27 protein-coding genes are annotated in these 26,992 nt (G+C 68.7%); 11 read left to right on the top strand and 16 right to left on the bottom strand.

Going from position 1 to position 26,992, the window contains the following annotated elements:
* Positions 1-35 precede the first annotated feature (35 nt).
* Complete coding sequence (locus tag ACWGO6_RS08575) at positions 36-2,594, bottom strand: fibronectin type III domain-containing protein (RefSeq protein ID WP_452326457.1); 2,559 nt, start codon at positions 2,592-2,594, stop codon at positions 36-38.
* Positions 2,595-2,868: 274 nt separating this feature from the next.
* Between ACWGO6_RS08575 and ACWGO6_RS08570 the strand changes: the two genes are divergently transcribed.
* On the top strand, positions 2,869-4,296 hold the full coding sequence (locus tag ACWGO6_RS08570) for a CCA tRNA nucleotidyltransferase (protein WP_136042534.1): 1,428 nt from the start codon (positions 2,869-2,871) through the stop codon (positions 4,294-4,296).
* Between the two features lie 4 nt (positions 4,297-4,300).
* Here the strand turns inward: ACWGO6_RS08570 and ACWGO6_RS08565 are convergent, their stop codons facing one another.
* From ACWGO6_RS08565 to ACWGO6_RS08555, 3 genes are read right to left on the bottom strand one after another with little or no spacing between them, the layout of a single operon-like run.
* A complete protein-coding gene (locus ACWGO6_RS08565; protein WP_452326456.1) occupies positions 4,301-4,693 on the bottom strand; it encodes a PIN domain-containing protein in 393 nt (130 codons plus the stop codon).
* Positions 4,680-5,027, bottom strand: coding sequence for a FitA-like ribbon-helix-helix domain-containing protein (locus tag ACWGO6_RS08560; protein WP_452326455.1), 348 nt, complete (start codon positions 5,025-5,027; stop codon positions 4,680-4,682). The genes ACWGO6_RS08565 and ACWGO6_RS08560 overlap by 14 nt, the downstream gene beginning before the upstream one ends.
* A gap of 45 nt (positions 5,028-5,072) precedes the next feature.
* Positions 5,073-5,642 (bottom strand): dihydrofolate reductase family protein, encoded by a 570-nt coding sequence (locus ACWGO6_RS08555; protein ID WP_136042532.1) that lies wholly within the window; start codon positions 5,640-5,642, stop codon positions 5,073-5,075.
* Positions 5,643-5,711: 69 nt separating this feature from the next.
* Here ACWGO6_RS08555 and ACWGO6_RS08550 point away from each other — a divergent pair, with 69 nt between their 5' ends.
* The 5 genes from ACWGO6_RS08550 to ACWGO6_RS08530 all read left to right on the top strand — a co-directional run bounded on the left by ACWGO6_RS08550 (position 5,712) and on the right by ACWGO6_RS08530 (position 10,974).
* Positions 5,712-6,278 carry a TetR/AcrR family transcriptional regulator gene (locus ACWGO6_RS08550; protein WP_136042531.1) on the top strand — a complete coding sequence of 189 codons (567 nt, stop codon included), beginning with the start codon at positions 5,712-5,714 and terminating at the stop codon, positions 6,276-6,278.
* A gap of 75 nt (positions 6,279-6,353) precedes the next feature.
* Positions 6,354-7,685, top strand: a complete 1,332-nt coding sequence (locus ACWGO6_RS08545; RefSeq protein ID WP_452326454.1) for a GAF domain-containing protein — start codon at positions 6,354-6,356, stop codon at positions 7,683-7,685.
* A 55-nt stretch (positions 7,686-7,740) separates the two neighbouring features.
* Positions 7,741-8,856, top strand: a complete 1,116-nt coding sequence (locus ACWGO6_RS08540) for an epoxide hydrolase family protein (RefSeq protein WP_452326453.1) — start codon at positions 7,741-7,743, stop codon at positions 8,854-8,856.
* Between the two features lie 100 nt (positions 8,857-8,956).
* Positions 8,957-10,507 carry an acetaldehyde dehydrogenase ExaC gene (gene exaC / locus ACWGO6_RS08535; protein WP_452326452.1) on the top strand — a complete coding sequence of 517 codons (1,551 nt, stop codon included), beginning with the start codon at positions 8,957-8,959 and terminating at the stop codon, positions 10,505-10,507.
* A 65-nt stretch (positions 10,508-10,572) separates the two neighbouring features.
* Positions 10,573-10,974 (top strand): DUF779 domain-containing protein, encoded by a 402-nt coding sequence (locus ACWGO6_RS08530; protein ID WP_452326451.1) that lies wholly within the window; start codon positions 10,573-10,575, stop codon positions 10,972-10,974.
* 135 nt (positions 10,975-11,109) lie between these two features.
* Here ACWGO6_RS08530 and ACWGO6_RS08525 read toward each other — a convergent pair whose 3' ends face one another.
* The 8 genes from ACWGO6_RS08525 to ACWGO6_RS08490 all read right to left on the bottom strand — a co-directional run bounded on the left by ACWGO6_RS08525 (position 11,110) and on the right by ACWGO6_RS08490 (position 18,581).
* Positions 11,110-11,823: a DUF3800 domain-containing protein gene (locus tag ACWGO6_RS08525; protein WP_452326450.1), complete on the bottom strand. Its 714-nt coding sequence runs from the start codon at positions 11,821-11,823 to the stop codon at positions 11,110-11,112.
* A 137-nt stretch (positions 11,824-11,960) separates the two neighbouring features.
* Positions 11,961-12,716, bottom strand: a complete 756-nt coding sequence (locus tag ACWGO6_RS08520) for an ABC transporter ATP-binding protein (RefSeq protein ID WP_452326449.1) — start codon at positions 12,714-12,716, stop codon at positions 11,961-11,963.
* Positions 12,713-13,510: an ABC transporter ATP-binding protein gene (locus tag ACWGO6_RS08515; RefSeq protein ID WP_452326448.1), complete on the bottom strand. Its 798-nt coding sequence runs from the start codon at positions 13,508-13,510 to the stop codon at positions 12,713-12,715. The genes ACWGO6_RS08520 and ACWGO6_RS08515 overlap by 4 nt, the downstream gene beginning before the upstream one ends.
* Positions 13,507-14,367, bottom strand: coding sequence for an ABC transporter permease (locus ACWGO6_RS08510; RefSeq protein WP_452326447.1), 861 nt, complete (start codon positions 14,365-14,367; stop codon positions 13,507-13,509). The genes ACWGO6_RS08515 and ACWGO6_RS08510 overlap by 4 nt, the downstream gene beginning before the upstream one ends.
* On the bottom strand, positions 14,364-15,326 hold the full coding sequence (locus ACWGO6_RS08505; RefSeq protein ID WP_452326446.1) for an ABC transporter permease: 963 nt from the start codon (positions 15,324-15,326) through the stop codon (positions 14,364-14,366). Before ACWGO6_RS08505 ends, ACWGO6_RS08510 begins: the two co-directional genes overlap by 4 nt.
* A 52-nt stretch (positions 15,327-15,378) precedes the next feature.
* The gene (locus tag ACWGO6_RS08500) at positions 15,379-16,872 is read right to left on the bottom strand and encodes an ABC transporter substrate-binding protein (protein WP_452326445.1); all 1,494 of its coding nucleotides are present in this window, start codon (positions 16,870-16,872) and stop codon (positions 15,379-15,381) included.
* Positions 16,873-16,899: 27 nt separating this feature from the next.
* Positions 16,900-17,595, bottom strand: a complete 696-nt coding sequence (locus ACWGO6_RS08495; protein WP_452326444.1) for a DUF1684 domain-containing protein — start codon at positions 17,593-17,595, stop codon at positions 16,900-16,902.
* A 71-nt stretch (positions 17,596-17,666) separates the two neighbouring features.
* Complete coding sequence (locus tag ACWGO6_RS08490) at positions 17,667-18,581, bottom strand: LysR family transcriptional regulator (protein ID WP_136042519.1); 915 nt, start codon at positions 18,579-18,581, stop codon at positions 17,667-17,669.
* Between the two features lie 103 nt (positions 18,582-18,684).
* On the opposite strand from ACWGO6_RS08490, the gene ACWGO6_RS08485 reads away from it, so the two are divergent.
* Together ACWGO6_RS08485 and ACWGO6_RS08480 are read left to right on the top strand one after the other, a co-directional pair.
* Positions 18,685-20,043 (top strand): MFS transporter, encoded by a 1,359-nt coding sequence (locus ACWGO6_RS08485; RefSeq protein WP_452326443.1) that lies wholly within the window; start codon positions 18,685-18,687, stop codon positions 20,041-20,043.
* Between the two features lie 19 nt (positions 20,044-20,062).
* Positions 20,063-20,809 (top strand): 3-hydroxybutyrate dehydrogenase, encoded by a 747-nt coding sequence (locus ACWGO6_RS08480; protein WP_452326442.1) that lies wholly within the window; start codon positions 20,063-20,065, stop codon positions 20,807-20,809.
* Positions 20,810-20,824: 15 nt separating this feature from the next.
* Here the strand turns inward: ACWGO6_RS08480 and ACWGO6_RS08475 are convergent, their stop codons facing one another.
* On the bottom strand, positions 20,825-21,460 hold the full coding sequence (locus ACWGO6_RS08475; protein WP_452326441.1) for a TetR/AcrR family transcriptional regulator: 636 nt from the start codon (positions 21,458-21,460) through the stop codon (positions 20,825-20,827).
* 64 nt (positions 21,461-21,524) lie between these two features.
* On the opposite strand from ACWGO6_RS08475, the gene ACWGO6_RS08470 reads away from it, so the two are divergent.
* Positions 21,525-22,838, top strand: a complete 1,314-nt coding sequence (locus tag ACWGO6_RS08470; RefSeq protein ID WP_452326440.1) for a glycosyltransferase — start codon at positions 21,525-21,527, stop codon at positions 22,836-22,838.
* A 237-nt stretch (positions 22,839-23,075) separates the two neighbouring features.
* On the opposite strand, the gene ACWGO6_RS08465 is transcribed toward ACWGO6_RS08470, so the two are convergent.
* Together ACWGO6_RS08465 and ACWGO6_RS08460 are read right to left on the bottom strand one after the other, a co-directional pair.
* Positions 23,076-24,179 (bottom strand): hypothetical protein, encoded by a 1,104-nt coding sequence (locus ACWGO6_RS08465; protein WP_452326439.1) that lies wholly within the window; start codon positions 24,177-24,179, stop codon positions 23,076-23,078.
* Positions 24,176-25,144, bottom strand: coding sequence for a hypothetical protein (locus tag ACWGO6_RS08460; RefSeq protein WP_452326438.1), 969 nt, complete (start codon positions 25,142-25,144; stop codon positions 24,176-24,178). Before ACWGO6_RS08460 ends, ACWGO6_RS08465 begins: the two co-directional genes overlap by 4 nt.
* A gap of 61 nt (positions 25,145-25,205) precedes the next feature.
* On the opposite strand from ACWGO6_RS08460, the gene ACWGO6_RS08455 reads away from it, so the two are divergent.
* Both ACWGO6_RS08455 and ACWGO6_RS08450 read left to right on the top strand, forming a co-directional pair.
* Positions 25,206-25,808, top strand: a complete 603-nt coding sequence (locus ACWGO6_RS08455) for a GNAT family N-acetyltransferase (protein ID WP_452326437.1) — start codon at positions 25,206-25,208, stop codon at positions 25,806-25,808.
* Positions 25,809-25,831: 23 nt separating this feature from the next.
* Complete coding sequence (locus ACWGO6_RS08450) at positions 25,832-26,191, top strand: hypothetical protein (RefSeq protein ID WP_240745106.1); 360 nt, start codon at positions 25,832-25,834, stop codon at positions 26,189-26,191.
* Between the two features lie 147 nt (positions 26,192-26,338).
* On the opposite strand, the gene ACWGO6_RS08445 is transcribed toward ACWGO6_RS08450, so the two are convergent.
* Positions 26,339-26,926 (bottom strand): Lrp/AsnC family transcriptional regulator, encoded by a 588-nt coding sequence (locus ACWGO6_RS08445; protein WP_237682566.1) that lies wholly within the window; start codon positions 26,924-26,926, stop codon positions 26,339-26,341.
* Between the last annotated feature and the right edge of the window lie 66 nt (positions 26,927-26,992).

Genomic DNA, 26,992 nt, shown 5'->3' with positions numbered 1-26,992 from the left:
GTCGAAACCCCGACGGCGCCCGTGGATGCTGCGGACTACTCCGCGTCGATGACCTCCACCGTGGCGTGTTGTCGACGGCGCCGCAGCGCGAACAGGCCGAGGCCCGCCGCGAGGAGCACGACGGCCGCGACGATGTACGGCATGCTGTCGGCGCCGGTCGTGGCGAGGTCACCGTCCGTCGCGCCGGAACCGCCCGAGCCGTCGCCCGGGGTGACCGCCCCACCGCCGGACACTGCGGTGACGGTGACCGAGGCCGTGACCTCGGTGCCGTCCGGCAGGATCGCGGCGAGCGTGTGCGTCCCGGCCGGGGTATTCGCCGGGATGGTCACCGTGCGCTGGAACGACCCATCGGCGTCGGCGGTCGCCGTGCCCAGCTGCACCGGGTCGGAACGCAGTTCGAGCCGCAGCTCAGCGCCCTCCGCGAAGCCGCTGCCCGACACGTTCACGGTGCCGCCGGCCTTGACCGATGCCGCGCCCAGCTCGATTTCAGCCGGAACCTCGGGCTCCGGCGTGACGGGAGGCGTGACGCCCTTCTCGGTGACCCACTTCTCGCCGGCATCCGACTTCGTCACCGTGAACGTGTCGTACACGGCTCCGACAGGAAGGTCGGTGGTGGCATCCGGCTGCTTCTCCGCCAGGTACGAGCGGTAGACGAGCTGGTTCTTCGACACGTCGATCACCTGGTAGGTCGTGACGCCCTGGCCGCGCAGCACCTGGGTGGCGCCGTTGTTGGTCCAGACGTTCTTCTCCGGCGTCTCGAGCTCGTAGTGCTTCGCTCCCGAGTTCGACACGACGTATACCGGGCCCGTGGTGATGCCGGGCGTCTCGGTCGCGTCGGTGTTCACGTAGCCGCGGGCGTACGTGTGGTCGTGGCCCATGAGCACCAGGTCGATGTCGTTGCGCTGGAACACGGGGACCCAGTCGGCGCGGAGCTTCGGCTCGTCGCGACCCTCGGATGCCGAGAAGACCGGCTGGTGGAAGGTGACGACGTTCCACTTCGACGGGCTGTTCTGCAGCAGCAGGTCGAGCCAGGCGCCCTGGAAGCGGATCCACAGTTCTTCGCCCTTCGCGATCGGGCAGTCGGCGCCCGAGCACGACGGCAGTGCCGGCGGGGTGAGGAAGGTCGCGTCGCGCGTCGCGTTGAGCGTGATGAAACGCACGCCCTGGTAGTCGGTGTAGTACGCGGTCTCGGCGGCGAATGCGCTCCAGTGCTCGAACAGCGAGCGGTACTGGGCCGCGACCTCGGTGTCGCCCTTGGCGAGATCGGCCAGTTCACCGATCGAGCTCATCGAGGGGTTGTTGTGCGGGTACTCGAATGCGGCCTTCCAGGCGGTGAGCAGCTTGTCACCGGAGTACTCGTGGTTGCCAGGGGCGGCCATCACATTGGTACGCACGGCCGAGTCCTTCATGCCCTTGAACCAGTTGACCCACTCGTTCTCGTTGCTGGACGTGTTGATGAGGTCACCCGCATGCACCGAGCCGATGGAGCGCGGAGCGTTGGCCTCGGCCTGCTTCACGACGCTCGGCCACGTGGTGTCGAGGCCGATCTGCGCGTCGCCGTAGTAGATGAACTGGAAGTCGGTGGCTTTCGGGTCGGCCGTGCGGAACTCGTACCAGTCGCTCCAGCTGCCGGGAAGGCCCACGCGGTAGCGGTACTCGGTCGCGGCGGTCAGCCCCGTGACGGTCGCCGAGAAGTGCTTGTTCGGGTTGCCGTTGACCACGCCGGCGTCGTAGGCGTCGACGGTGCGGACGTCGCCACCCGCCGTCGGGGCGATCTCGACCTGTCCGACCGTGTGCGAGGCGTCGCCGGCGAGCCACGAGAACGCCTGCGAGACGGCGGGCTGCTCGGTGGGGGTCAGGATGACCCGGGTCGGCGGGGCGATCACGGGCGTGCCGGGGTCGGATGCCTCGACCAGGGTCAGCGACGACATGTCGAAGTAGATGTCCGAGCTGGTCTCGCGGTCCTGGAACAGCGACACGGCGATCGTGTTCGTGCCGTCGTGCAGCAGCTCGCCCTCGGCGCTGAACGTGCTCGTGAGCGGGTCGCCGTTGGAGTCGCCGGCGTACTCGAGGTTCTTCGTGTCGGTGATGCGGCCGTCGACGTAGCGGGCGACCTCCTCGCCGTTGATCCACACGATCACGGCGTCGTCGTAGGTGATCGTGCTCTGCAGCGCCGCGACCTTCTCGGCCACGCCCGCTTCCAGCTCGAACGTCGTGCGGAAGAAGTACGTCGGCACGGTCGGCGCCTTCGCACCGTCGAGGTAGTGGTTCAGGAGCGTCTTCGGCGTCTGCGGGCCCACGGCGCCGAGCTTGCCGTTCTTCGCGCCGAACGAGCCGGGGGCACTCTTCCAGCTGCCGTCGTCGAACGTCGGTTGCGTCCAGTCGCGGATCGCGGCCGGTGCGGGCGACGGGTCTGATCCGTCGTCGAGATAGTGCCAGGCGGTGTCGCCGGTGACCAGCGAGCCGGTCGGCACCTCGGGCTCGGGGGCGGCGAGGGCCGCGGGGGCGACGACGGCGCCGCCGAGCAGGGCGAGGAGCGCGACGGACGTCAGTCCGTGACGCCGCCACCGCACCGCAGGGGTGGGGGAGGTCATGTCAGTCCTTCGTGGGGGTGGGGTTCCGTGCTCAGCCGCACGGGGCTCCTCCACCCCATCGGTGTCGGGTGACGGGAGGCTGGCCCCCGGGCGACGGGGAGGTGAACAGCGCGTCGGTGGGGATGTCGTCCGGGATGGGCGCACAACTTCGGAGATCGCAGCCGACATGCCGACGGAGGAGCGGCAGCAGCCGGCGTGTCGCGGCTGATCTCCGAAGTTGTGCGCAGCAGCAGGCCCCGAAGCCGCACCTGCCCACCCGGGTACGCTGGAAACCATGCTCAACATGGCCGACGGCCTCGCCCGTCTCGGCGCGCTCGCCGAGAACCCGGTCGTCCGCACCCTCGCGACGGCGTTCGCGGATGCCGGCTTCGATCTGGCCGTGGTCGGTGGTCCGGTGCGCGATGCGCTGCTGGGCCGGGCGACGCACGACCTCGACTTCACGACGAACGCCTCTCCTGACGAGATCCTCGCGATCGTCACGCCGATCTCGACCGCGCAGTGGGACATCGGCCGCGCGTTCGGCACGATCGGCGCGCGCGTGCAGGGCGAGCAGGTCGAGATCACGACCTACCGCGCCGACAGCTACGACGGCGTGACCCGCAAGCCCACGGTCGAGTTCGGCGACACGATCGACGGCGACCTCGTGCGCCGCGACTTCACCGTCAACTCCATGGCGCTGCAGGTGCCGTCCGTCAAGCTCGTCGACCCGACCGGTGGGGTGGAAGACCTCGTCGCCGGCACCCTGCGCACTCCCGCCGACCCTCGGATCTCGTTCGGCGACGACCCGCTGCGGATGCTGCGGGCAGCCCGCTTCAGCGCTCAACTCGGATTCCGCGTCGAGGAGGCCACGGCCGAGGCGATCGCCGAACTGCGCGAGACCCTCAAGATCGTGAGCCCGGAGCGCATTCAGTCCGAGCTCGTGCGTCTCATGCAGACCGACGACCCGGTGCGCGGCATCCGCGTGCTGGTCGACACGGGCCTGATCGACGAGTTCCTCCCCGAGGTCACCGAACTGCGTCTCGAAGTCGACGAGCACCACCACCACAAAGACGTCTACGAGCACTCGCTCACCGTGCTCAGCCAGGCGATCGAGCTCGAGCACTCCCGGCATCCGGGTGCCGCCCCCGATGTGCCGCTGCGCCTCGCCGCGCTGCTGCACGACATCGGCAAGCCGCGCACGCGCAAACTCGAGCCCGGGGGAGTGGTGACCTTCCACCACCACGACGTCGTCGGATCGCGCATGGCTCGCAAGCGCCTGCAGTCCCTGCGGTTCGACACCGCCACGACGGATGCCGTGGCCACCCTGATCGAACTGCACCTGCGCTTCTTCGGCTATGCCGAGGGAGCGTGGACGGATGCCGCGGTGCGGCGCTACGTGCGCGACGCGGGTGACCTGCTGGAACGCCTGCACATCCTCACCCGCGCTGACGTGACCACGCGCAACAAGCGCAAGGCCGGTCGCCTGGCAAGCGCCTACGACGACATCGAGTCGCGCATCGCAGCGCTGCGCGAGCAGGAGGAACTCGACTCCATCCGTCCGGAGATCGACGGCAACCGCATCCAGGAGGTGCTCGGCATCTCGCCCGGCCGTGAGGTGGGCGAGGCGTACAAGTTCCTGCTCGATCTGCGTCTGGACGAGGGTGTTCTCGGCCCCGAAGTCGCCGAGCAGCGGCTTCGGGAGTGGTGGGCCGCGCGCGACTGACGCCTCAACGCAGCTCGGGGACGATGATCTCGACTTCGTCGGACACGAGCTCGAAATCCTTCGGGTTGAAGGTGAGGAATGCCGCGCCGAGCGCGTAGGCGTGACCTGCCAGCATGATGTCCGTGCTTCGGGCGTGGGCGGGACGTCTTGTGGCTACGTGCGCCGCGAGTCTGGCATACGAATCGGCGGCGGCGGTGTCGAAGGGCAGCCAGTCGCTGTGGAACATGGTCGTGACCCGAGCGAGGTCCATCTGGCGCTCGCGGCGGACGTCGGGTTCGGTCGCACGCTCGATACCGAATCGAAGTTCTGCGAAAGAGAGCGCGCTCAAGGCGACTTCGTCCGCCGGAAGGCGTACGTACCGGATGCGGATGAGCACATTCGTGTCAAGAAGAATCACGGTTCTCCCACGGGTCACGGATGGACTCGTCGAACAGCGGGTTCTTCCGATCGGCCTCGAGTTCCGCCGCCCATTCCTCCCGCATCTTGTCCTGTTCCGGAGTCGAGGGATTCGCGTCGATCCATGCCATGATCTCGCTCGACGGAACGGACCACCGCCGTGGACGCGGCACCCGCTGCTCGAGTTGCGCCTCGAGCCCGCTCTCGTCGCCCTGTGCCAAGCGCGTCAGCACATCGCGCACCTCGGCCTCCATCGAGCGGGAGTTTCGCCGGGCGCGTTCCTTGAGCGCGACGACGACGTCATCGCTGAGGTTGCGGATGGTCACGGTTGCCATGTCTGCCTCCTGACAGCACAATGCTAGCACTCGTCCCGCGTTGCGTCACCCCTCGCGTCGGCGCTCCAATTCGGTGAACACGACCCCGCTTTCGTACGCGATGGTCTCGACCGGGTCGAAGCGTTCGGGGCGATACGGGCGCTCGCCGAAGAGCGGGATGCCCGATCCGAACAGCAGGGGCTGCCGCTTCAGCACGAGCCGGTCGATCTCGTCGGCGAGCGATGCGGCGAGAGCCCCGCCTCCGCAGAGCCAGATGTCGGCGCCGTCCTCCTGCTTCAGTCGGCGCACGACGTCGACCGGGTTCTCTGCGGTGACCTCGAGGTTCTCGGCCTCGGCGGTCTTCGTGCGACTGAACACGATCTGGCGCAGGTGCGAGTACGGACTGGGCAGCCCGCCCACCTGGTAGGTGTTCCAGCCCATCAGCACCGTGTCGAACACGTCGCGCTTCTGGGGGATGCCGAGCGCTTCGGCCGCGACGGTCGGGAGCGTGTCGGCGAAGCGGGCGTTGATGCCGTCCATGTGGTCGCCCTCGATGAGGAAGGCGTCGAACTCGCCGTTCGGGCCGGCGATGTAGCCGTCGAGGGTGACGGCGGCGTAATACACGAGTTCTCGCATGATTCTCCAATAACTACAGATGTAGCAGTTACAGTACAACAGGTGTAGTGATTGCGCTAGTCTCTTCTCATGGTCAAGAACGATTCACGCCGGAGGACGATCGCGGATGCCGGGCTCACGGTCCTCGCACGAGAGGGTTCCCGGGGCCTCACCCACCGCGCGGTCGACATCGCCGCGCAGGTTCCGACGGGCACGACCTCGAACTACTTCCGCAGTCGTGATGCGCTGATCGAGGGCCTCGTCGAGCGGATCGGGGAGCGCCTCGCACCCACCCCCGACGATATGGAGCGGCGTGCGACGGCCACGCCCGGCCCCGCTCTGTTCGCCGACTACATCCGCGACATCGTGCGGCGGCTGACCGAGGATCGAGACGTGACCCTCGCTCTGTTCGAACTGCGACTCGAAGGAGGGCGGCGGCCCGAGGTCGCTGCGGTCCTCGGCGCCTGGCAACGGGCCGGTTTCGACGGCGATGTCGCCTTCAACACCGCGGCCGGCCTCCCCGGCGGACGCCGCGAGATCGCCCTGTTCCACTACGCGATCGATGGATTGCTTCTCGACCGGCTCACCACGCCGATCGATCCGGACACCTCCACCGACGAGGTGATCGACGACCTGGTCGCCGGGCTCATCCGCTGACGGGGCAGGTGTTCCCTCGGGCACGCGCGGCTCGTACACTGAGGCAACGCATGCTCTCGACGATCGGAGACCGCTGTGTCTGCGCCGTGGCAGGTACCCGGCGAGTCGCTTCCGGCGACATCGCGACTGCTCATCGAGCGTGCGCATGAGGAGCTCCTCGCCGGCAACCTCGACGACCGGCGTCTGCAGGAGGTGCGGCCCCTGGTCCGCGAGTCGTGGGAGAGGTCGTGGCGGCGCAGGGTCGGGCCCGAGGCGCCTCCTCCGCTCGAACTGGTCAGCGACGAGCTCGACGAGTACCGCCTCGCCCACCCGCTCGCGTCGGCCATGGACATGATCCGTGCACTGCTGCTGCCCGGCGACACCGAGGACACGGGGGTGATCATCGCGGTGGGGGACCAGGCCGGGCGTCTGCTCTGGATCGAGGGCGATCATCGACTCCGCACGCTCACCGACGACATGGGTTTCGTCGCCGGAGCGAACTGGTCGGAGGATGCCGTCGGCACGAGTGCACCGGGAACCGCCCTCGAACTCGGACAGTCGGTGCAGATCCGCGGCGCCGAGCATTACAACAGGCTCGTGCATCCGTGGTCCTGCACGGCCGCGCCGGTGCGCGACCCGGAGACGAAGCGCGTGCTGGGTGTGATCGACATCACCGGCGGTTCGGATGTCGTCTCGCCGCAGGCTCGGCTGCTGGTCGACGCGACCGCCCGTGCCGTGGAGTCGGAGCTGATGGTGGCGCGCCTACGGGAACGGGGCGAGGTGCCACGGAGCAAGCCCACGACCTCGAAGCCGCGCACGCCGGTGACCGCTCGCGCGACGCTGCATGTGCTCGGCCGCGACCGTGCTCGGCTGGAGACGGAGTCGGAGCACGGCGAATCGGTGATCGAGCTCAGTGCGAGGCACGCCGCCATCCTGCTGATGCTCGCCGTGCATCGTCAGGGCCTCTCCGCAGAGCGGCTGTCCGAGCTCGTCTACGGCCCCTCCGTCTCACCCGATACGCTGCGGCCGGAGATGGTGCGTCTGCGCAAGGTGCTCGAGCGCACGGCCCCGGACCTGGTGCCGGAGTCGCGCCCGTATCGACTGCCCGTCGCGCTCGACACGGATGCGCACGATGTGCTCTCCCTGCTCGACCGCGGAGCTCACCGTGTGGCGCTCACCGCCTATCGGGGACCGGTGCTGCCCGAGTCGACGTCGCCCGGAGTCGAGGACTTCCGCGAATCGGTGCGGGCGGCGCTGCACGAGGCGATGCTGTCCGAGGCCAGCCTCGACGTGCTGCTGTCCTATGCGGAGATCCCGGAGGGCCAGGCTGACGCCGAAGCTCTGCGCCTCGCTCTGGAGATGCTCCCGGCGCGATCGCCGAAGCGCGCGGGAGTGGTCGCCCGCATCGAGCGCCTCGCCGCCGACTGAGGGCTCGATTCCAACGGAAGCCACTCGTGTCGGTGGCGAGGAGTACCGTGCTCGCATGTCCGAGATCCGGCCGTTCCGACTCCACGTCCCCGACGAAGTGCTCGACGACCTGCGAGCGCGACTCCGAAAGACCAGGATCCTCGAGGATTCTCCGAGGCGGATGCCATCGGGGATGAATGCCCGGTGGCTGCGGGAGCTGGTGGAGACCTGGGCCGATTGGGACTGGAGGGCACGCGAGGAGTGGCTGGCCGGGTTCCCGCAGTTCCTGGTCGACATCGACGGCACCGACATCCATTTCGCTCACGTGAGATCGGAGCGCGCCGATGCCCCGGTGCTGCTGATCATGCACGGCTGGCCGCACACCTTCGCCCTGCAGCTGGACATCACGAAGATGCTGCCCGACTTCGACGTGGTCGTCGCCAGCCTCCCGGGCTTCGCCTTCTCCGAGCCGTATGCCGACGGACCGATGAGCGAGCGGCGGATCGCCGAGACCATGCACCGGCTCATGACCGATGTGCTCGGCTACGAGAGCTACATCACCTACGGCGAAGACGTCACGGCCAATGTCAGCGACCTCATCGCCGGCGCGTATCCGAGCCAGGTCGCCGGCATCGTCGCGACGCACGCCCACTTCGGCACGCCCGCCGAGCGTGAGGCATCGGACGACCCGGAGGTCCGGGCGTTCTTCGCGCGGCTCGAGGCGGAGCACGGCCCGAACGGATCGTACGGGCATGTGCAGTGGGCACGCCCCGACACACTCGCCACCGCTCTCAACGACTCTCCGGCCGGGCTCCTCGCCTGGATCGCCGAGAAGCTGGCCGAGTGGTCGGACACACCGAGCGACGATCCTGCATCCGTCGAGGCGGTCATCTCGCGCGATCGCATCCTCACCGAGGCGATGATCTACTGGGTCACGCAGAGCATCGCGACCTCTTTCCGCCCCTACTACGAGGGGGCCGACACCCCGGATGCGATGCCGCCGGTCGACGTTCCGGCCGTCGTCTACGTGCAGCGCCATGAGCACGACTACCCGGAGTCGCTCGCCCGGCGCTTCTACACGGACCTGCGCGTCTTCGAGCGGCTCGATCGGGGCGGGCACTTCACCGTGGCAGAAGTACCGGAGGCCATGGCCGAGCGCTTTCGGGCCTTCGCCGCCGCCCTCCGTGAGTGACGCAATATATTGCAACGTTGCGCATCCGGGTGCAACCTCGCACGACCTACCTTCGGAGCACAGCCGCGAACCGAAGCGCGGCTCCGTCGAAGGAGACCCCATGAGCATCGTCGAAGAAGACGTGTCCCTCGCCTACGCCGCTCCCGGTCAGCCGGGCGCCGTCGCGAATTATCGCCCGCAGTACGGCCACTACATCGGGGGCGAGTTCGTCGCGCCCGTCAAGGGACAGTACTTCGAGAACGTCAGCCCGGTGAACGGCAAGCCCTTCACCGAGGTCGGCCGTGGCACCGCGGAAGACATCGACCGCGCGGTCGACGTCGCCTGGAAGGCCTTCGCGAGTTGGGGCAAGACCAGCCCGGCGGAGCGATCGGTGATCCTCAACCGCATCGCCGACCGCATCGAGCAGCACCTCGAGGAGATCGCGGTCGCCGAGACCTGGGAGAACGGCAAGCCTGTGCGCGAGACGCTCGCCGCCGACATCCCGCTCGCCGTCGACCACTTCCGCTACTTCGCCGGGGTGCTCCGCGCGCAGGAGGGCGGCATCAGCCAGCTGGATGAGAACACCGTCGCGTACCACTTCCACGAGCCGCTCGGGGTGGTCGGACAGATCATCCCGTGGAACTTCCCGATCCTCATGGCGGTGTGGAAGCTGGCGCCGGCGCTCGCCGCGGGCAACTGCGTGGTGATCAAGCCGGCCGAGCAGACCCCGGCATCCCTCCTCTTCCTGTTCGACATCATCGGCGACCTGCTGCCCGCCGGTGTCGTCAACATCGTCAATGGATTCGGCATCGAAGCGGGGGCTCCGCTCGCGCAGCACAAGCGCATCCGCAAGGTCGCCTTCACGGGAGAGACCACGACCGGGCGGCTCATCATGCAGTACGCCTCGCAGAACCTCATCCCCGTGACTCTGGAGCTCGGAGGCAAGAGCCCGAACGTGTTCTTCGAAGACGTCGCGCGGTCGACAAGCGACCCGTTCTACGACAAGGCGCTCGAGGGCTTCACGATGTTCGCGCTGAACCAGGGCGAGGTCTGCACCTGCCCGTCGCGCGCACTGATCCAGCGGTCGATCTACGACGGCTTCCTCGCCGACGGGCTGGAGCGGGTCGGCAAGGTCCTACAGGGCAACCCGCTCGACCCGGCGACCATGATCGGGGCGCAGGCCTCGAACGATCAGCTGGAGAAGATCCTCAGCTACATCGATATCGGCAAGCAGGGCGGGGCGCGGCTGCTCACTGGCGGCGAGCGGGTCGACCTCGGCGGCGATCTGAGCGAGGGCTTCTACGTCGCTCCGACCGTGTTCGAGGGCACGAACGACATGCGCATCTTCCAGGAGGAGATCTTCGGGCCCGTACTGTCGGTCACCTCGTTCGACAATTTCGACGATGCGATCTCGATCGCCAACGACACCCTCTACGGGCTCGGCGCCGGAGTCTGGAGCCGCAGCGGCGACACCGCGTACCGCGCGGGCCGGGCGATCGAGGCCGGACGCGTGTGGACGAACACGTACCACCAGTACCCGGCACACGCCGCGTTCGGCGGGTACAAGCAGTCGGGTGTGGGTCGCGAGAACCACAAGATGATGCTCGACCACTACCAGCAGACGAAGAACCTCCTCGTCTCGTACGCGGAAGGGCCGATGGGCTTCTTCTGAGTTCGGGCCTCTCCGGGCGGGCGCTTCGGCGTCCGCCCGGACCATCCGCACGAAAGGTCGGGATCATGGTCAGCATCGGCACGTATCAGCGAGTGGACGTGACGGATGCCGCGGCATCCCTCGTCCGTGATCTCACCGTGCAGCACGGTCCGCTCATGTTTCACCAGTCGGGTGGATGCTGCGACGGGTCCGCACCCATGTGCTTCCCGGTCGGCATGTACCTCACCGGCCCGGGCGACGTGCTGCTCGGGCGACTCGACGTCGGGCTGGAAGCGCCCGTCGAGGTCTACATGTCGGAGTCGCAGTTCGAGTACTGGAAGTACACGCACCTCACGATCGACGTCGTGCCGGGGCGGGGCGCCGGCTTCTCGGTCGAGGGTCCGACCGGGATGCGGTTCCTGATCCGCTCGCGGATGCTGAACGATGCGGAGCTGGCGTACTTCGGGTTGGCGGTGCCGGAGGCCTGAGGGACGTATGGCCTGAAGCTTGAGGCCACGTGTTCCGGAATGCAAGCTGCCTGAGCCGACGAGCGACGCTCAGGCTGCGTAGAATGTAGATGCAGGCCCGCCCCACTCTCGTGGATAAGCGGGTCTTGCTGCTTGTCAGGCCAGTTCGATCGGATCCCCGAGCGGATTCAAGTCCCTGAGGTAGTGGTCGTACCAGGTCCATGCAAACTCGTTGCCCGCATGAGGGTTCAGATGGGTGAACCCCGACCAGGCCACGATGTCCGCGATCTGAGTCCATTGAGATCGCCGCGAGCTGTGGAACATCGGATCCTCGATGATCCGACGTGTGGAAAGGCTCAGCGCCCGGTGCGCGCTGTAATAGATGGGATCGGAGCCATCCCCATCCATTCCGACTATCCCGTATTCGCGGGACCTGTGTAGTTGGGAATCCCAGAGAGCGACGAGCGACGAGTAGACCGCTTCACGGTCGCGGTTGATCTTCTTGTTCCGGAGAGAGGACTTTCTGAAGCACACTCCGATCTCGATGTGCGGGCACTCCCGTACTGCTTCGAGACAGCGCACCGCCACTTCGCGTCCGAGAGGCTTCCAGAGAGTTTCCCCTCCCCTGACGAAACGAGAGGGCGGCGCCGTCGAGACGTGGCCGCGTCCGTTGACGAGCGCAGTCATGTGCAATTCCTGTGCGGTCGGAATTCCGTAGTCTGCGACAAGCCGCTTCCGAAACGTGAGCCAGTGAGTGAGCACCGCATCCCAGTCCTCGACCGCGAGCTCGACCCAGCCGTAGACGATCCATCCCTCCTCGAGGTTTCCGGAGTCGTCTGCGTAGAACATGTGAGAGATCGGCCCGGCCACTCCGACACCGTATTCCCGGCACGCCCGGCGATGAATCGTCGAGCGAGAGGCAGTGGACGAAACATCGGAATACGATTCCTGATGCAGGTAGCCGCGACCCGCGGCTCCACCCTGCCTTCGCCTGAGCCGGGGGACGATCAGCGCGGCAGTCGCGGAACCGCGTCGACCAGCGCCCGGGTGTACGGGTCCTGGGGATCGTGCAGCACATCCGCCGTCGCGCCCTGCTCGACGACGCGACCGTCCTGCAGCACGACCGTGCGGTCGCATGCTGCGGCGATCGCGGTCAGGTCGTGCGACACCATCACGAGCGACAGACCGTTCTCGCGGCGCAGCCGGTCGAGCAGCTCGAGCACCTGCACCCGTGTCGTGACATCGAGAGCGCTGACCGGCTCATCGGCCAGGAGCACTCGGGGGCGCGACACCACGGCCCGCGCGATCGCGATGCGCTGACGCTGTCCGCCGGAGAACTCATGCGGGTACCGGCGCGCGGTGTCGGCGGGAAGGCCGACCGAATCGAGGGCTTCCGCGATGCGGCGCTGGGCGTCGGCACCGGATGCCAGTCCCAGTGAGCGGAGCGGTTCGCCGATGATCCGGTCGATGCGCTGCCGGGGGTCGAGTGACGAGTAGGGGTCTTGGAAGACGGGCTGCACGCTCGCCCGGAACCGCCGCATCTGGGCGCGGTCGCGCAGCGTCAGGGATGCGCCGTCGAACAGCACCTGGCCATGACGCGGTGCGGCGAGCCCGAGCATCAGCCGCAGGATCGTCGACTTGCCCGCACCCGACTCGCCCACGAGGCCGAGCGAGTCGCCGTCGGAGAGGCTCAGCGACACATCGTCCAGCACCCGGTGAGAGCCATAGGCGAAGCCTGCGCCCCGCAGTTCGAGGATCGTCATCGCGTGCCCTCCTCGGCGTCGAGGTAGGCATCGAGAGCACGGGCGCTGTCGACCAGCATCCGCGTGTACGGCTCGGCCGGCTCCCTCAGCACCTGTGCCACCGGCCCTGCCTCGACGACACCTCCGTCGCGCAGCACCACGATGCGATCGACCATGCGCGAGACCACGGCCAGGTCGTGGCTGATGAACAGCAGCGCCATGCCCCGTTCGGCGATCAGCCGCTCCAGCAGCGCGAGCACACCGTCCTGCACGGTCACGTCGAGCGCCGTGGTCGGCTCGTCGGCGATGAGCAGCTGCGGTTCGGCGGCGAGGGCGATCGCGATCGCCACGCGCTGACGCTGGCCACCCGACAGCTCGTGTGGGTAGGCGCGGGCGATGCGGGGATCGGTGAGGGCGACCTCGTCGAGCGCCGCCGCGACAGCCGCGCGCAGTTCGGCACCGCGCAGGCCGAGATGCCGGCGCAGGGGCTCGGCGACCTGCCGGCTGACCTTCATCAGCGGGTCGAGCGCGGTCAGCGGCTCCTGGAACACGATCTGCGCGACGGGTCCGCGCAACGGCCGAAGGTCGGCATCCCGCGCGCCGACGACCTGATGCCCGCTGAGCAGCACCGAGCCCGACGCGACGAGGGCATCCGGCAGCAGCCCGGTGACCGCGAGCGAGGTGAGCGACTTGCCGGAGCCGGACTCGCCGATCAGCCCCAGGCGCTCGCCGGGCTCCAGCGAGAACGACACGTCTCGCACGAGCACACCGGATGCCGAGCGCACCGTGAGGCCGGCGACATCGAGAAGACTCATCGGCTCCTCCTGCGGGTCGGGTCGGCGAGGTCGCGCAGACCGTCGGCGAGGAAGTTCACGCCGAGCACGAGCGCGATGATCGCGATGCCGGGAGCGATGGCGCCGACGGGCGCCGTGAGCACGGTGCCCTGCGCCTCCTGAAGCATCCGTCCCCACGACGCGTTGGGCGGCGGTGCGCCGAGGCCCAGGTACGAGAGGCTCGCCTCGGCGAGCACGGCAGCGCCGAACTGCAGCGCGAGGCTCACGGCGAGCGTCGGCGCGATGTTCGGCAGCACATGCTGGAACACGATGCCGAGCACGCCGGTGCCGCTGGTGCGGGCGGCCGTGACGAACTGCTCCTGCAGCACGCGACGCGCGAGGATGCGGGTGAGCCGCGCGACCACCGCCGACATCGCCAGCCCGATCGCGAGCACCGCCGACCACAGCGATGCCCCCTGCACGGCGACCACGAGCATCGCGAGCAACAGCACCGGGAACGCGATCACGACGTCGAGTCCGGCTGAGAGCGTGTCATCGACCCACGGCCGGGCGAACGCAGCGAGGAGTCCGACGATCGTGCCGAGGACGGCGGCGATCGCGACTGAGCAGGTTCCGACGATGAGGGCGATCCGCGCGCCCCACATCAACTGCGAGAGCAGGTCGCGGCCGAGTCGATCGGTGCCGAGCAGGTGCGGGGCGCTCGGGCCCTCCAGGCGGCTGCCGCTGGTGTCGGCGAGCGGATACGGGAGCCAGAACAGGGAGACCAGAGCGATCAGCACGATGACGCCGGTGAGCACGATCCCGATGAGCAGCGTCGCCTTCGGGCGCCTCCGCGCAGGCACGGATCCGGTGATCAGCTGTTCGGCGACGCGGCTCATCGGTTCCCCGAGACGCTCGTGCGCAGGCGTGGATCGATCAGGCGCTGCACGATATCGGCGGCGAATCCGACGAGCAGCACGAAGAGGGTGCTGACGACGAGAACGCCCTGGATGACCTGGAAGTCGTGCTGCTCGATCGCCGACAGCAGCAGGCTGCCGAGACCGGGGAGCGTGAACACGCTCTCGACGACCACCGCGCCGAGCAGAGTCGTCGACAGCTCGATGCCGAGGACCGCGACGACCGGCACCGCGCCGTTGCGCACACCATGACGCAGCAGCGCCTCACCCACGCCGGAGCCTCCGGCGCGAGCGGTGCGCAGATAGTCGCTGCCGAGCACGTCGAGCGTGGCGGAGCGCACGTAACGGCTGAGGGAGGCGCTCATGACGATCACGATCGTGATGATCGGCAGGGCGAGCGATCGCAGCGCGTCGGCGGGGTCCTCCCAGTCGTCACGGGGAAAGCCCCCGGAGGGCAGTGCGCCGAGCCCGAGCGCGAACACCCAGACGAGCACGACGCCGACCCAGAACACCGGGACGGCGACGCCGAGCTGCGCGAAGCCGGAGAGGGCTATGCCGTACCAGCGGTCGGACTTCACGGCGGCGGTGATGCCGATCACGAGGGAGACCAGGAGGGCGATCGTGAACGCGATGAGCGTGAGCGGAAGCGTCACGGCGAGGCGGTCGGCGATGTCGGGTCCGACCGGGCGTGAGCTCAGGAACGACTCACCGAGGTCGAAGCGGATCAGTTGCCCCGCCCAGGTCGTGAACTGCTGCAGCAGCGGCTGGTCGGAGCCGACCTGCGCGCGGGCGGCGGCGATCTGCTCGGGGGTCGCATTCACCGAGAGCAGGGCGTTCGCCGGGTCGCCGGGCAGCAGCCGCAGCAGCACGAAGATCGCGATCATCGCGACGACGAGCGACACCACGAGGAAGGCGAGACGGCGGATCAGGTAAGCGAGCATGACTGTTCAGGATGACGAGGGGGATGCCGACGCGCGGCATCCCCCTCGCGCGTCAGGACTTGACGATGTCGTAGGCGAAGAACTGGGAGTTCAGGCCGTTGACCGGGTATCCGCTGAGGTCGCTCGAGGCGACCACGATCTGCGGGTAGAGGTACAACCATACGCTCGCCGCGTCCTCGGCGATCTTCTCGTTGACCTGCTTCAGCAGGGCGGTCTGCTCGTCGGTCGTGGTGGCCTGTTCGGCGTCGGCGACCCACTTCTGCACGTCGGCGTCGTCGTAGCCCCAGTAGAAGTCGGGGTTGCCGTACCAGACCACATCACGGTCGTTCACGTGCTCCTGGAGGGTGGCCTCGAAGTCCTGCTCCTTGAAGACCTTCGTGTACCACTCGTCGGCGCTGATCGTGTTGATCTCTACCGTGATGCCGACCTCGGCGAGCTGCGACTGCAGGAACTCCGCGACGGCGGGGTGCGGGTCGTAGCTCGGCGTGTCGAGCGTAAACGTGAATCCGTCGGCGTAGCCGGCCTGCGCGAGCAGGTCCTTCGACAGCTCGACGTCGTACGGGTTCACCTTCGTGAGGTCCTCGTACCAGGGGTCGGTCGGCGGAACCATCGAGCCGATGAGCGTGCCGTAGTCGCCCCAGATGGACTCGAGGAGCTTCTGGGTGTCGATCGCCGAGTAGATCGCCTTGCGCACGAGTGCGTCGTCGAAGGGGGCGACGCGGTCGTTGAACGCGAGCAACTCCTTCGTGGTCGAGGTGCCCTCGCTCACGACGTAGTCGTCGGAGTCGAACTGCGAGAGGGAGTCGGGGCTCTGCACGCTCGTGATCACGTCGATCTCACCCGTGAGGAGGGCGTTGTTCTCGGCCGTCGCGTCGGTGAAGTACGTGTAGACGACCTCGCCGTTCTTGGCGGGCTCGCCCCAGTAGTCGTCCCAGCGGTCGAGAGTGAGGGTCGAACCCTTCTTCCACTCGTCGAGCGTGTACGGGCCGGTGCCGTCTTCGGCGCTGGTGATGTCGCCGGCCTCGTCGTTCACGATCCACACGTAGCTGAGGTTGTAGAGGAACGAGATCGACCGCTGCGACAGCGTGAACACGACCGTGGTGTCGTTCGGCGTGGCGATGTCGGAGATCACTCCGAAGCTCGACTTGCGCGCCGAGACCGAGTCCTCGGCGGTGACGGCTTCGACGCTCGACTTCACGTCGGCGGAGGTGAGCGGGTCGCCCGAGTGGAAGGTCACGTCGTCGCGCAGCGTGATCGTGTAGGTCAGGCCGTCGTCGGACACCTGGGCGTCTTCGGCGAGGAGCGGCTCGACCTCGCCGTCGTCCGTGAGCCGGTAAAGGCCCTCGTAGACGTTGCCGGTGAGGGCTTCGGTCACGCCCTGGCCGCCACCCTGGGTGTTGCTCAGGTTGGTGGGCTCGTACAGCGAACCGACGAAGATGGTGGCGTCTTCGCTCGGGGCGTCGTCGGTCGTGCCCGACGCGCAGCCGGCCACGAGGGCGAGCGTGGCGACGGCGCCGAGCGCGCCGAGGATGCGAGTTCTTCTCATGGGTACTCCAGGGTGAGAGTGCGCGGCTCAGGCCGCGTAGATGTCGAAGCCGTCGCGGAAGACGACGTTCTTCTCGCCTGCTCGGATAGGCAGGGGGAAGCGGTTGGATGCCGGCGGCAGCGGGCAGTTGTACTGGGCGCTGAACCCGCAGGGCGGCACGAACGCGCGGTTGAAGTCGAGGGTGACGGAGCCCTCGTCGTCGCGCAGCTGGACGAACAGGAAGCGGCCGGACCCGTAGGTCTCCGAGCCGTTGGTCTCGTCGCCGAAGACGAGCAGCAGCGTGCCGCCGTCGTCGAACGCGGCGAGGTCGTACTCGCGACCGTCGAGCTCGAGGCGGATGTCGCCGGGAACGACGAGGTCGCGGGTGCCGCCGTTGTCGCGGATGTGCTCGAACGAGACCCGGCGGTCGCCGGAGACGGGAGTGAAGTGGCCCTCGAGCACCCACGCCGGGTCGTACTCGTAGGTGTCGATGTGATCGAAGGCCCGGATGGCGGGGGCGTCGGCATCCCAGACCCGCAGGCCGTGCTCCGCCTGGCCGGTCTCGTTGTCCGTGCGCTGGATCGGCGTCACGGTCTCGGTGGGAGACGCTGCGCGCTGCGCGGCATCCAGGTCGGGACTCTCACCGGTCCAGCGGGTCTCGACCAGGGCGAGGTTGCCGGTGGCAGACGTGACGGAGGCGCGGCGCTCGGCCTGCCACTGGGTGTGCTCTTCGCGTTCAGACATCACTTTCGATTCTCCTGCATGGAGAAGGGGGCGGGGCCGGGTTCGTCACTCGGGGTAACGAGTTCCGACGCTCAGTCGCCGGCGCCGTCCAGCATCACCTTCGACGCTCGCGTCTGCGCGCGCAGGGCCTCGGCGAGGGCGGCGACGGCGGGAAGCCGGAGCGATTCCGGGCGGGCGACCAGGTAGTAGGGCAGCTTCTCGGCGAAAACCGACGGCAGCAGCCGCACGAGGTCGCCATGCCGGTCGGCGGCGAAGCAGGGCAGCAGCCCGATCCCGGCCCCGGCGCGTGTGGCCTCGACGTGTACGAACACGTTGGTGGAGGTCAGCCCGTCCTGCATGCGGGGCACGAGGCGGCGGGGGAGGTCGAGCGCGTCGACCTGCAGCATGGAGTCGACGAAGTACACCAGGCGGTGCTGCTCCAGCTCCTCCCGCGTCTGGGGCCGACCCGCTCGGGCGAGGTAGTCGCGCGACGCGTACATGCCGAGCGTGTAGGTGCCGAGCTTGACCGCGTGGGCGCGGTGGGTCTGCGGCGCTCCCACCACGACCTCGAGGTCGAGGCCTGCCCGATGCTCGGCCGCGCGCCGGGTCGCGGCCACGATCTCGACCGTGAGCCGGGGGTGCTCGATGCGCAGCGCGGCGATGGCGGGCGCGGCGATGTAGGCGCTGAAACCGTCGGTCGCCGACATGCGCACGACGCCGGCGATCGGGTCGGGCGCGTCCGCGCCACCGCCGTCGAGCTGGGAGAGCGCGGCTTCGATGCGTCCGGCGCTCTCCGCGGCGGCGCGTCCGCGGTCGGTGAGCTCCCATCCTGTGGCGGACTGTGCGAGCAGGCGGCCACCCAGCGCCGCCTCGAGGGCCGCGATCCGCCGGGCGACCGTCGTGTGGTCGAGCCCCAGGTGGGTGGCGGCGCTGGTGTAGCGGCCGGTGCGGGCGACGGCGAGCAGCACCAGCAGGTCGTCGGCGCGAGGGCGCTTCGTCGCATCCATTCTGCAATTATGCACATCCCGTGTGCAGCACTGGGCGTTGATGCGATGCGGGCGATGCCCAACACTGGACCGTGGTGTCACCGTCGACACCCGAAGGAGAGACATGGCATCCTCAACCAGCGCAGCCCCCCTCGCGCCCACCTCGACGTCGAAGCTCAAGCGCGTCGTCGCCGCCTCCATGGCCGGCACGGTCGTCGAGTGGTACGAGTTCTTCCTCTACGCCACGGCCGCGAGCCTGGTGTTCGGCACCTACTTCTTCCCGCCGACCGGTTCGCCGCTCGACGGCATCATCGCGGCCTTCGTGACCTACGCGGTCGGATTCGTCGCCCGGCCGCTCGGTGGCATCGTCTTCGGCCAGATCGGCGACCGGTTCGGCCGCAAGCCCACGCTGCAGGCCACGATCATCATCGTCGGCGCCGCGACGTTCCTGATGGGCTGCCTCCCCGGGTTCCAGAGCATCGGCTACTGGGCGCCGGCGCTGCTCGTGGCCCTGCGGTTCATCCAGGGCTTCGCGGTCGGCGGCGAGTGGGGCGGTGCCGTGCTGCTGGTCGCCGAGCAGAGCCCGGACCGTTCGCGCTCGTTCTGGTCGAGTTGGCCGCAGGCCGCCGTTCCCGTGGGCAACCTGCTCGCGACGCTCGTGCTGCTCGTGAGCTCGTGGGCCATGAGTTCGGCGGCCTTCCTCGAATGGGGTTGGCGCATCGCCTTCTGGCTCTCGGCCGTGATCGTCCTGGTCGGCTACTACATCCGCCGCAACGTCGAGGAGGCACCGATCTTCCTCGAGGCCAAGGCGCACGTGGAGGCCGAGAAGGCCATCTCCTACGGGGTCGTCGAGGTGCTGCGCCGGTATCCGAAGGGCATCGTGCAGGCGATGGGCATCCGCTTCGCCGAGAACATCGTCTACTACATCGTGGTGAGCTTCACGATCGTGTACCTCAAGACCGTGCACGAGTACGACACCAGCCAGCTGCTGCTCGCGCTGCTCATCGCGCACGTCGTGCACTTCGCGATCATCCCGCAGCTGGGTCGTCTCGCCGACCGCTGGGGGCGCAAGCCGGTCTACCTGACCGGGGCTGTGCTCAGCGCCACGTGGGCCTTCTTCGCCTTCCCGATGTTCGACACCCTCAACCCGGTGCTGATTGTGCTCGCCGTGACGATCGGGCTCTGCTTCCACGCCTTCATGTACGCGCCGCAGCCGGCCGTGATGGCCGAGCTCTTCCCCACGCGGATGCGGTACTCCGGTGTCTCGCTGGGCTCACAGGTCACGGCGATCCTCGCCGGCTCGCTCGCGCCGATCCTCGCGATCCAGTGGCTGCGCGACTTCGGCTCGTGGCTGCCCATCGCCATCTACATCGTCATCGCCTGCGTGGTGACCGCGGTCGCAGTGCTTTCGTTGCGCGAGACCAAGGGCGTCTCGCTGCAGGCGATCGACGATGCGGATGCCGCGCGCTTCGCGACTGCCTGAACGACCAGAGGAGCACGACATGACGGATCTACGAGGCCGCCGGGCGCTAGTCACCGGGGGAGCGAGCGGGATCGGCGCGGCCTGTGCCCGTGAATTCGCGACGGCGGGCGCCCACGTCACGGTCGCCGACATCGATCGCGAGGCGGCGGAAGCGCTCGCCGCGGAGATCGACGGAACGGCGTGGCATGTCGACCTGGCCGACGTCGGGGCGCTGTCCGAGATGCGCCTCGACGTCGACATCCTCGTCAACAACGCGGGCGTCCAGCATGTGAGCCCGATCGAGGACTTCGACCCGGAGCGGTTCTCGTTCATCCTGCGACTCATGCTCGAGGCGCCGTTCCTGCTGATCCGGGCCGCGTTGCCCGCGATGTACGAACGCGGTTTCGGCCGTGTGATCAACGTGTCGAGCGTGCACGGGCTGCGCGCCTCCGCCTACAAGTCGGCCTACGTCGCGGCGAAGCACGGGCTCGAGGGGCTGTCCAAAGTGACAGCGCTGGAGGGCGGATCGCGGGGAGTGACGAGCAACTGCATCGACCCCGGCTATGTGCGCACACCACTCGTCGAGAAGCAGATCGCCGATCAGGCGCGGCTCCACGGCATCCCCGAGAGCGAGGTGCTCGAGAACGTGATGCTCACCGAGGCGGCCATCAAGCGGCTGGTCGAGCCGGAAGAGGTGGCGTCTCTCGCGCTGTGGCTCGCCGGCGACACCGCGGGGATGGTCACCGGAGCCGGTTACACGATGGACGGCGGCTGGTCAGCCCGCTGAGCTGCAAGTCGTCGCTCAGCCTGTGATCTCGGCATCGACCGCCGCGCGCAGCCACGCGGCGTAACGGTCGGCCGTCCACCCGGATTGCGCGACGAGCTGCTGGTAGCTCTCGGGCGAGAGCAGGAACGACAGGGCGTCGGCCGTCGCCGCCTCGTCGATGCCGGGGGCGGCGATGCCGCGCCGCCGAAGTTCCGAGACGAGCGCGCGGTAGTCGGCGCCGCGACGCTCCAGGATGCGGTGCAGGGCGGCGTCGACGACGGGGTCGGACAGCGCGGCGCCCAACAGCACCGTCCACAGCCCGTGACCTCGCGCGTTCGCGGTGGTGATCTGGGTCAGCACCAGGTCGAGGAAGACCTCGTCGGGCAGCTCGAGGAGTCCTGCCGCGACCTCGGTGTCGGTGAGCGAGTCCGCGCCCTCCGAGCCCGAGAACGTGACCTCGAAGGCGGCGATCAGCAGCTCGGCCTTCGCGGCAGTCGTCTTCACGGTCTCGGCGGACACTCCCGCCTCGCGTCCGATCGCGGCGATCGTGGTGGCCTGGTATCCCTGCGTCGCGAACAGGCGTGCGGATGCGGCGACGATGCGTGCGCGGGTCTCCTGCGCCTGGCGGGCGCGCAGTTCCGATCGATAGGCACGGGGAGCGGCCTCAACCATTGACTTTCCTAACGAGGTGATGAATACTACGACGGTACATTCGATCTTAGGGAAAGAACCCGTCATGTCCAGTTACCTCATCACCTGCACACCCGCGCACGGCCACGTCGTGCCACTGCTGCAGATCGCTCGCCATCTCCTCTCCCGCGGCCACGACGTGAGCTTCCTCACGAGCAGCCGCTATGCCGAACGCGTGCAGGCCGCCGGCGCCCGCTTCCTCCCGCTGCCCGACGACGCCGATGTCGACCTCGACGACGCCGACGGCGCCTTCCCCGAGCGCCGCGGGCTCACCGGCCCGGCCGCTCTGCGCTTCGACATGACCAACCTCTTCGTCCGCCCCGGTGCGGCGCAGCTCGCCGCGGTCCGCGCCGAACTCGACGCCCGTCCCGTCGATGCCGTCCTCACCGAGCCGCTCTTCGTCGGCGGCGCGCTCCTGCAGCTGCTGCCCGCAGACGAGAGACCGCCCGTCGTGGTGCTCGGCATCTTCCCGCTCGGGGCGCGCAGCGCGGACACGGCGCCGTTCGGGCTCGGGGTCACCCCGATGCCCGGCCCGCTCGGTCGACTGCGCAACGCCGCCCTGCGCACGGTCGCCGAGCGTGCGATCTTCGGTGGCGTGCAGAAGGAGGCCGACGCGATGGCGCGGCGCGAGGTCGGCCGCGACCTCGGCGGCTTCGTGCTCGACTGGGCCGGCCGCGCCGACGCTTACGTGCAGTTCACGGTGCCCGAGTTCGAGTATCCGCGCGCCGACCTTCCCGCCACCGTGCACTTCGCGGGCCCGCTGCCTCCGTCGCCGTCCGACCCCGTCCTGCCGGAGTGGTGGTCCGACCTCGACGGTTCGCGACCGATCGTGCACGTCACCCAGGGGACCATCGCCAACTCCGACTTCGGTCAGCTCGTGCAGCCGACCATTGCCGCGCTCGCCGCAACCGATGCCCTGGTCGTGGTGTCGACGGGGGGCCGCCCGGTCGAGGCGCTCGCCGGGACGCTGCCCGACAACGTGCGCGTCGCCGAGTACCTCCCGTACGACCGGCTGCTGCCCCTCGTCGATGTGCTGATCACGAACGGCGGTTACGGCGGCGTTCAACAGGCGCTCGCGCACGGGGTCCCGCTCGTGGTCGCCGGGCAGACCGAGGACAAGGTCGAGGTCTGCGCGCGTGTGGGGTGGTCGGGGGCCGGGGTGAATCTGCGCACCAGCACCGCGACGCCGGCGCAGGTCGCGCGCGCGGTGGACCGCGTCCGGTCCGACCCCTCGTATCGGGGGAACGCCGAGCGGATCGGAGCGGCCATGCGCGACGCCGATGCGTGGCGAGCGCTCGACGGTTGCCTCGACGAACTCACCGGTCGCTGGGCCGGCGTGCGCGGGGGATCCCGGGGCTGACTCCGCGGCAGAAAGCGCATTCCGATGCATGGATGCAACGCGTTGCAACCCCATCCGGTATACCATTCCCTTATACGCCCAGCAGTGTCAGTCCCCAGCTGAACGCGGGCGGGGCGGCTCAGCCGCCATGCGGAGGGAGAGTCGATCTTCTTTCGATCCCGAGGGGGGATGGGGTGGGAGTTCGGTCCCCAGCCGACACCCACCCCCACACTCGGACTCCGCCTCAGTCGCTGCGCCTCAGTTCATGCGGCTCAGGAACCAGAACGCGACGAACGCGATCACGACGATCAGCGGCACCCACGTTCCCCCGCGCTTCAGTCGTCGCCCCTGCGGTGCGACTCCCGGCGGCGGCGTGAGCAGGCCTGCCGGCGGAGCGAACGGCAGCGCCTGGTTCGTCACCGTGCTGGATGCCGGTGCCTCCGGGTTCTCGGCGATCAGGCGCTCGTCGCGCCACCGCGCCCACTGATCGAACTTCGTCAACAGCGCGCCGACCGTGCCGAACAGCCACGCCCAGGTCGCGGGATCGAGCGTCGACACCTTGCGCTGCGTGTACAGGAACAGCCAGTCGTCGACGATCTCGACATCGAGTTGTGCCGCGTTGTCGATGAACCGCGCCATGATGTCGGGCGTGAACAGGTAGAGCGCATCGCGTTCGTAGCTGGACGGGCAGTAAAGCGTGAAGTGCTGATCGAAGTCGCCCTCGAGCGACAGCCGCTGCTCCTTGTGGAACGAGGCGGGCAGGTTCGAGCCGAAGCCGTTGTTCCCCTTGGCGTCGAGCACGATGTTCGGCAGCGGCACGTCGAGCTTCACGGCCACGTATCCCCAGCGGTAGGTGGTCGAGTTCTTCCCCGACTGCACCGTGTACTGGTAGTTGCCGAACTCCACGAAGCGCGGCGTCGTGCCCCGGATCAGGTCGGTCGACTGACGCGAACGGCCGAGACTGAAGATCATGCCGGGCAGGGGAGGGTCGGCCACCCTCGGCTCGTACGACATGCCGTTCGCCTGCGCGAAGCGGTGCAGCCGATACCGCGTGGTCTGCGCGTTGCGCACGCCCATCCAGATCATCACGCCGACCGCCGCCAGCAGCAGGACGATCAGCACCAGCGGGATCGCCATGGCCGAGGGGCTACCGCCGAGGCAGGCGATGCTCACGATCACCGTGACCATGATCGGGATCAACACCACGGCGGCGATCGCGACGGCGACGATGCCGATGACGGTGGATGCCGACATGCGCGACGACGGCCGCGAACGCAGCTCCGCGGCGAAGGCCCGCACGGCGGCCGCGTCGACCGGATCGATGAGCGGCCGCGCGTCGAACCTCGTTTGGGGTGAAGTCACCGGTTCACCGTGTCCGCATCCCATGTGAGGTCGGCGCCCTCCGGGATCGCGAAGGCCTCGAGCCGCTCATCCGCGCAGATCGCGTCGACCAGCGCGGGGGAGCCGGCCACGATCGTCGAGTCGAAGTCGACCTCGCTCACCAGCACCCAGGCATGATCCTCCGGCCACAGGAGGCTCGGGCTCTGGGGCGGCCGCGGGAACCCGCGCTCCTCGGCGGCGCGGTCGCGCCACGGAACCTTCCGGTCCCACTCGGGGTCGGCGAAGGCGCGCGGCGGCGCCGAGAACAGCACGTGGTCGCGCATCGGGAGGCGAAGGCGCGGCCCCTCGGAGATCTCGCGCGACAGGATGCCCTCCTGCCAGGTGGGCTTGCGGAAGACGTTGTTGAACGGATCGTGCGTGCTGCGATCGATCATCGCCTGGTGGTTCGGGTCGTCCGTGAAGGTCAGAGAACCGCCGGACGGGGTGATGCCGTAGAAGCCGAACAGATCGCCGCGGCCCTCCCAGAGCGCGGCGAAGCCGGCATCCGGGGTCTGGGTGTGGTCGACGAGGTGCGCGGCGATCGCGGCCAGGTGCTCGGGCGCGAGCTCGCCCTCCAGCGGGGCCGAGAACTCCCGTCCGTCCGGAGCGATCCGCGTGCGCCAATCGTCATCCGCCGGCGTCCGCACGATCCGGTGCCACTGTGCGAGCGGGTGCAGGATCGTGTCGAAGGCGGCGGCCGTCTGCGCCCAGGTGGCGGGCTCGTCGACGAACTGCGCGAGACGTGCATGCTGCTCCGCCTCGGGCAGCCGATCCCACTCCTCCGAGGTCGGCACCGCGCGGTCGGGCAGTGACCGCACGATCGCCGGATGCAGGATGCGCGCATAGGCGGGGAAGCCCCGGGGGACCACCGAGTGCATCGTGTCGAGGCTCGTATCGAGTCGCTCGCGTACCCAGGCCCCCGCCGAGGGATCAGACATCCACTCCATGCGACCACGCTACCGGGGCGGTCGCCCGCTGAGCCGGTCGCGCGGCCGTAGGGTGAAAGCCGTGTCCCCGACAGCCGAGCCGTCCCCGGGTGCTTTCGCCCCGGAATATCCGATCCGTACCGAACGCCTGATCCTGCGCCCGATCGCTCCCGGCGACGCCGCCGCGATGCACGCGTACAAGTCCGACCCGGATTCCGTCCGCTACGTGCCCTATGGCCCGCTGGAGCAGACGGACATCGAGCGGCGCATCGCCACGACGTGGTCGAACACGCGCTTCGACAACGAGGGTGACGCGGTGAGTCTCGCCGTCGAAGAGCGCGCAACAGGCACGCTCGTCGGCGACGTCGTGCTGTTCTGGCGCAGCGAGAAGGACCGTGCGGGCGAGGTGGGCTACATCTTCGACCCCCGCGTCGCCGGACGCGGCTACGCCACCGAGGCCGTGCAGGCCCTCCTCGCGCTCGGCTTCGAGGGGCTCGGGCTGCACCGGATCGCCGCGCGGATCGACGAGCGCAACACCGCATCGGCACGCGTCGTCGAACGACTCGGCTTCCGGCGCGAGGCGCGGTTCGTCGAGAGCGAGTGGTTCAAGGGCGAGTGGGCGACTCTACTGGTCTACGCGCTCCTCGAAGACGAATGGCGCGGGCGCGGGGCGACCGCCGGATGACGGCATCCCGCATAATCGAGGATGTGACTGCGACAGCAACCCTCCCCTCCCTCGACGGCCGCCGCTTCCGGATGGTGTCGTCCACGACCTCCGCGGTCGACCCCGAATCGCCGAGCATCTTCGAGTATTTCGAGCGCGACGGCGCGATCTGGGGCGGATACGAGGGCGACACGGTCACCTTCGGCAAGTTCGTCGGCACCCGCACCGGCGACACGATCTGGGTGTCGTTCGTGCATGTGCTCAAGGCCGACGGCACGGTCGTGACCGGCGACGGCGAGAGCGAGCTCGAACTCACCGACGACGGCGGCATCCGCCTGGTCGAGCACTACGAGATGCACGGACTTCCGCAGCTGAGCGTGTGCGAGGAGATCGCGGCCGCCTGACCCCGCACCCCCCCCGTGCGCCGAGCAGTCGGTCCCGTGCGCTGAGGGGTCAAGACACGCCGTATCACGGCGTGGGGATGCGGCGTTTCCTGACCCTTCGGCGGGGAGCTGGCGGCGAGGAGCGGGAGCGGGGAGCGGGAGCGGGACTCAGCGCGGGGGCAGGGCGTCCCGGCCGGCGGTGGCCGGCGTCCAGCGCGTCATCCCGAGCGGGATCTCGGTGCTGCGCTCGGGCAGATCGGCGGGCAGCAGGTACGGCCGCCGGATGACCTCGTCGAGCACGACGACGCTGACCACGGTGCGCACCTCCGGCAGCTGCGCGATCACGCCGGTGGAGAACTCGTGCACGCCGCTCACGTCGACCGCGCGGATGAGCAGCATCGCGTCGTGCTCTCCGGTGGTGATGGCGCACCACTCGACGTCGGGCATCTCGAGCACGCGTTCGCGGAACGAGGCCCAGGCCTGCGGCATCACCGTGACGAACACGAGCGCGCCGATCGAGAGCCCGGCCTTGGCCTGATCGACCCGGGCGCTGAAGCCCGTGATGACCCCATCGTGCACCAGCGACTCGACCCGCGTGTACGCGCTCGCGCGGGAGATGCCGACCTTGTCGGCGAGGGCGGCGATCGAGACGCGACCGTTATCACGCAGCACATCGAGGATTCTGTATGCCGTCTCGTCCAATGGGGCGGCACTTCGTCCAGAATGCTTCGACTGATCCGCATCCTTGCTGGACATATTGCTCCTCACGACCGACGTTCTGGACAGAGCGTGTCGAGACCACCCACACTCGCTGGACACATC

The organism is Microbacterium sp. NPDC055665 (genome assembly GCF_053618035.1).
This window is presented reverse-complemented; position numbering and strand designations above follow the sequence as displayed.

Bases quoted from the DNA above. Each gene is read 5' to 3' on its own strand.
- ACWGO6_RS08485 (WP_452326443.1), top strand. From the start codon at position 18,685: ATGGCATCCTCAACCAGCGCAGCCCCCCTCGCGCCCACCTCGACGTCG.
- ACWGO6_RS08520 (WP_452326449.1), bottom strand. From the start codon at position 12,716: ATGACGATCCTCGAACTGCGGGGCGCAGGCTTCGCCTATGGCTCTCAC.
- ACWGO6_RS08505 (WP_452326446.1), bottom strand. From the start codon at position 15,326: ATGCTCGCTTACCTGATCCGCCGTCTCGCCTTCCTCGTGGTGTCGCTC.
- ACWGO6_RS08500 (WP_452326445.1), bottom strand. From the start codon at position 16,872: ATGAGAAGAACTCGCATCCTCGGCGCGCTCGGCGCCGTCGCCACGCTC.
- ACWGO6_RS08490 (WP_136042519.1), bottom strand. From the start codon at position 18,581: ATGGATGCGACGAAGCGCCCTCGCGCCGACGACCTGCTGGTGCTGCTC.
- ACWGO6_RS08510 (WP_452326447.1), bottom strand. From the start codon at position 14,367: ATGAGCCGCGTCGCCGAACAGCTGATCACCGGATCCGTGCCTGCGCGG.
- ACWGO6_RS08555 (WP_136042532.1), bottom strand. From the start codon at position 5,642: ATGCGAGAACTCGTGTATTACGCCGCCGTCACCCTCGACGGCTACATC.
- ACWGO6_RS08540 (WP_452326453.1), top strand. From the start codon at position 7,741: ATGTCCGAGATCCGGCCGTTCCGACTCCACGTCCCCGACGAAGTGCTC.
- ACWGO6_RS08560 (WP_452326455.1), bottom strand. From the start codon at position 5,027: ATGGCAACCGTGACCATCCGCAACCTCAGCGATGACGTCGTCGTCGCG.
- ACWGO6_RS08550 (WP_136042531.1), top strand. From the start codon at position 5,712: ATGGTCAAGAACGATTCACGCCGGAGGACGATCGCGGATGCCGGGCTC.
- ACWGO6_RS08445 (WP_237682566.1), bottom strand. From the start codon at position 26,926: ATGTCCAGCAAGGATGCGGATCAGTCGAAGCATTCTGGACGAAGTGCC.
- ACWGO6_RS08575 (WP_452326457.1), bottom strand. From the start codon at position 2,594: ATGACCTCCCCCACCCCTGCGGTGCGGTGGCGGCGTCACGGACTGACG.
- ACWGO6_RS08570 (WP_136042534.1), top strand. From the start codon at position 2,869: ATGCTCAACATGGCCGACGGCCTCGCCCGTCTCGGCGCGCTCGCCGAG.
- ACWGO6_RS08480 (WP_452326442.1), top strand. From the start codon at position 20,063: ATGACGGATCTACGAGGCCGCCGGGCGCTAGTCACCGGGGGAGCGAGC.
- ACWGO6_RS08475 (WP_452326441.1), bottom strand. From the start codon at position 21,460: ATGGTTGAGGCCGCTCCCCGTGCCTATCGATCGGAACTGCGCGCCCGC.
- exaC (WP_452326452.1), top strand. From the start codon at position 8,957: ATGAGCATCGTCGAAGAAGACGTGTCCCTCGCCTACGCCGCTCCCGGT.
- ACWGO6_RS08495 (WP_452326444.1), bottom strand. From the start codon at position 17,595: ATGTCTGAACGCGAAGAGCACACCCAGTGGCAGGCCGAGCGCCGCGCC.
- ACWGO6_RS08460 (WP_452326438.1), bottom strand. From the start codon at position 25,144: ATGGAGTGGATGTCTGATCCCTCGGCGGGGGCCTGGGTACGCGAGCGA.
- ACWGO6_RS08515 (WP_452326448.1), bottom strand. From the start codon at position 13,510: ATGAGTCTTCTCGATGTCGCCGGCCTCACGGTGCGCTCGGCATCCGGT.
- ACWGO6_RS08470 (WP_452326440.1), top strand. From the start codon at position 21,525: ATGTCCAGTTACCTCATCACCTGCACACCCGCGCACGGCCACGTCGTG.
- ACWGO6_RS08530 (WP_452326451.1), top strand. From the start codon at position 10,573: ATGGTCAGCATCGGCACGTATCAGCGAGTGGACGTGACGGATGCCGCG.